The following is a 1842-nucleotide window of genomic DNA, read 5'->3' as shown; positions in this document are numbered from 1 at the left end:
CCTCATCCCGGCGTACGCGCTGCTGGCCATCCCCGCGGCGGAGCTCGTACGCGGCGCGGCGACGCTGGGCCAGGGACGCTGGCGGCTCGCGACGGCCGGCGTGGTCGCCGCGGGCCTGGCCGTACACGCGGGCGGCCAGCAGATCGTCCTCGGCCACATGGTCCGCACCCAGTACAAGGCGCGCCGGGACTACGGCGCCATCGCCGGCGAACTGCGCTCCCTCGGCGTACGGGCCCCGTGCACGCTGGCGGGTGAGCAGGCCCCCGTGCTCGCCTTCTACGCCGGCTGCCGATCGATGCAGATCGCCGGGAACGACGCGTCCACCAACGTGCCCGGCCTGCTGGCCCAGGCGAACGTCACCCGCCTGGCCGTCGTGGAGTACACCAACGTACGCCCGCGCTACACCCACGGGTGGCACCACTACACCTTCACCACGCCGACCGGCCGCACGTGGCGCATCTTCGTCCCGCGACGCCCACCGGCCGCCCCGCGCAGTTAGCCTCAGCCGGCGAGGAGGCGGCGCAGCATCTCCTCGTCGTCCGGGCCGAGGCCGGTGACGAACCGCTGCAGCACCGCGGCGCGGTCGGATTCGCGGAGCAGGACCTCGTGCATGACCTGGGCGGCCCGTTCGGTGGCGTCCTTGGCCGGCAGGTAGGCGCCGCGCCTGCCCTCGGCGTCGCGGATGACGAGTTCCTTGTCCCAGAGGCGTTTCAGGATGGTGTGCACCGTGTTGTAGGCCAGCTCGCCGCCGATCCGCGCCTGGACCTCGGACGGCGTGAGGGGCCGATCGGTGGCGTGCAGGACGCGGAGAATCTCCGCCTCGAGCTGCCCGGCGCCTCGACGTCCTCCGGTCATATGGTCACTTTACCGGTGGTACATCCGGATATGAGGGCCCTGTTTTGATCAGCTCTTCCGCTTCCGCGGTACGGCGCGACGTGCGACGGCCGCGTCGGCCCGAACGCCCGGCGGCCGAGGCCCGTGGCCCTTTTGTCCTCCGCCTCAGCAGCTCACCTGTACTATCTGGGTAGTAGTACAGTCGCGATACACGGGAGCGGTGGACGGACACGTGCGAATGCCGCGGTACGGGCCGACGGTCGCCATGACGGCGACGACACCGGCAACGACCCGCCGAGGAGCCCGCAGTCCAATCGGCACCGGTTCGAAGGCCACCGAGCAGTGCGGCGTCGCCCGTCGCCCGACTCAACGCGGACCGCGCACGATCGCGACCCGCCCGCCGGTCCACTGACCGCCGGCGGGCACTGACGCCTCGTCGGCCCGGACCCGGCGGTCCGGGTGCCCGTTCTTCATCTCGTGTTTCATCGGTGTCGATCCGCTAAGGGGACATTAGAGTTCATGAGCCGAAGCGCCCTCGTACGGCAGCCGCCTGATCTCGTGCCGATTCAGGCCGATGGGTCCGTCGGCGCGCGGGGTCCGGTCCGCGGATGGCTCGTCGCGGTGCTTCTCCTGGCCGGTCTGGCCCTCGGGCTCACCGGAGCGGGACTCGCCGACGTCGACGTCGCGGGCGGACTCTGGGACGGGGCGGACTGGGTCTCCCAAGGCGCCGCGCGGATCCGCTGGGGGCTCGTGCCGGTGATCGTGGCTCTCACCGCGCTGCACTATCTGACATCGGCACTCGGCGTACGGGCGACCGCCTCCGGAGCCTCCGAGTCCGCCCGGCCGGACCGGCTCGGCATCTGGGAGATCACCGGCGCGCAGTTCGCCGGAGCGGCGGCGAACCGGCTCGCGCCCGCCGGGCTCGGCACCGCGGCCGTCACCTGCCGTTACCTCACCCGCCGCGGCCTGCCGGCCTGCGCGGCGACGACGACGGTGGCCGTGGTCGGG

At 72.4% G+C, this 1842-nt stretch carries 2 protein-coding genes and 1 pseudogene; 2 read left to right on the top strand and 1 reads right to left on the bottom strand.

What is annotated here, in order from left to right:
- Positions 1-499, top strand: a 499-nt coding sequence (locus ACFFNX_RS49035) for a hypothetical protein (protein ID WP_378213335.1), incomplete at its 5' end; no start/stop codon positions are given.
- Positions 500-501: 2 nt separating this feature from the next.
- Here the strand turns inward: ACFFNX_RS49035 and ACFFNX_RS49030 are convergent.
- A complete protein-coding gene (locus tag ACFFNX_RS49030) occupies positions 502-855 on the bottom strand; it encodes a BlaI/MecI/CopY family transcriptional regulator (RefSeq protein ID WP_378213334.1) in 354 nt (117 codons plus the stop codon).
- A 498-nt stretch (positions 856-1353) separates the two neighbouring features.
- Between ACFFNX_RS49030 and ACFFNX_RS49025 the strand changes: the two are divergent.
- Positions 1354-1842: pseudogene (locus ACFFNX_RS49025) on the top strand (hypothetical protein); the annotation flags it as partial.

Source organism: Actinoallomurus acaciae (genome assembly GCF_042429965.1).
GTDB lineage: Bacteria > Actinomycetota > Actinomycetes > Streptosporangiales > Streptosporangiaceae > Actinoallomurus > Actinoallomurus acaciae.
Note: the sequence above shows the minus strand (reverse complement) of the source record. Positions and strands in the feature narration are given on the sequence as shown.

What these genes read in the sequence shown, in the direction of transcription:
- ACFFNX_RS49030 (WP_378213334.1), bottom strand. Translation starts at nt 855, where the DNA reads ATGACCGGAGGACGTCGAGGCGCCGGGCAGCTCGAGGCGGAGATTCTC.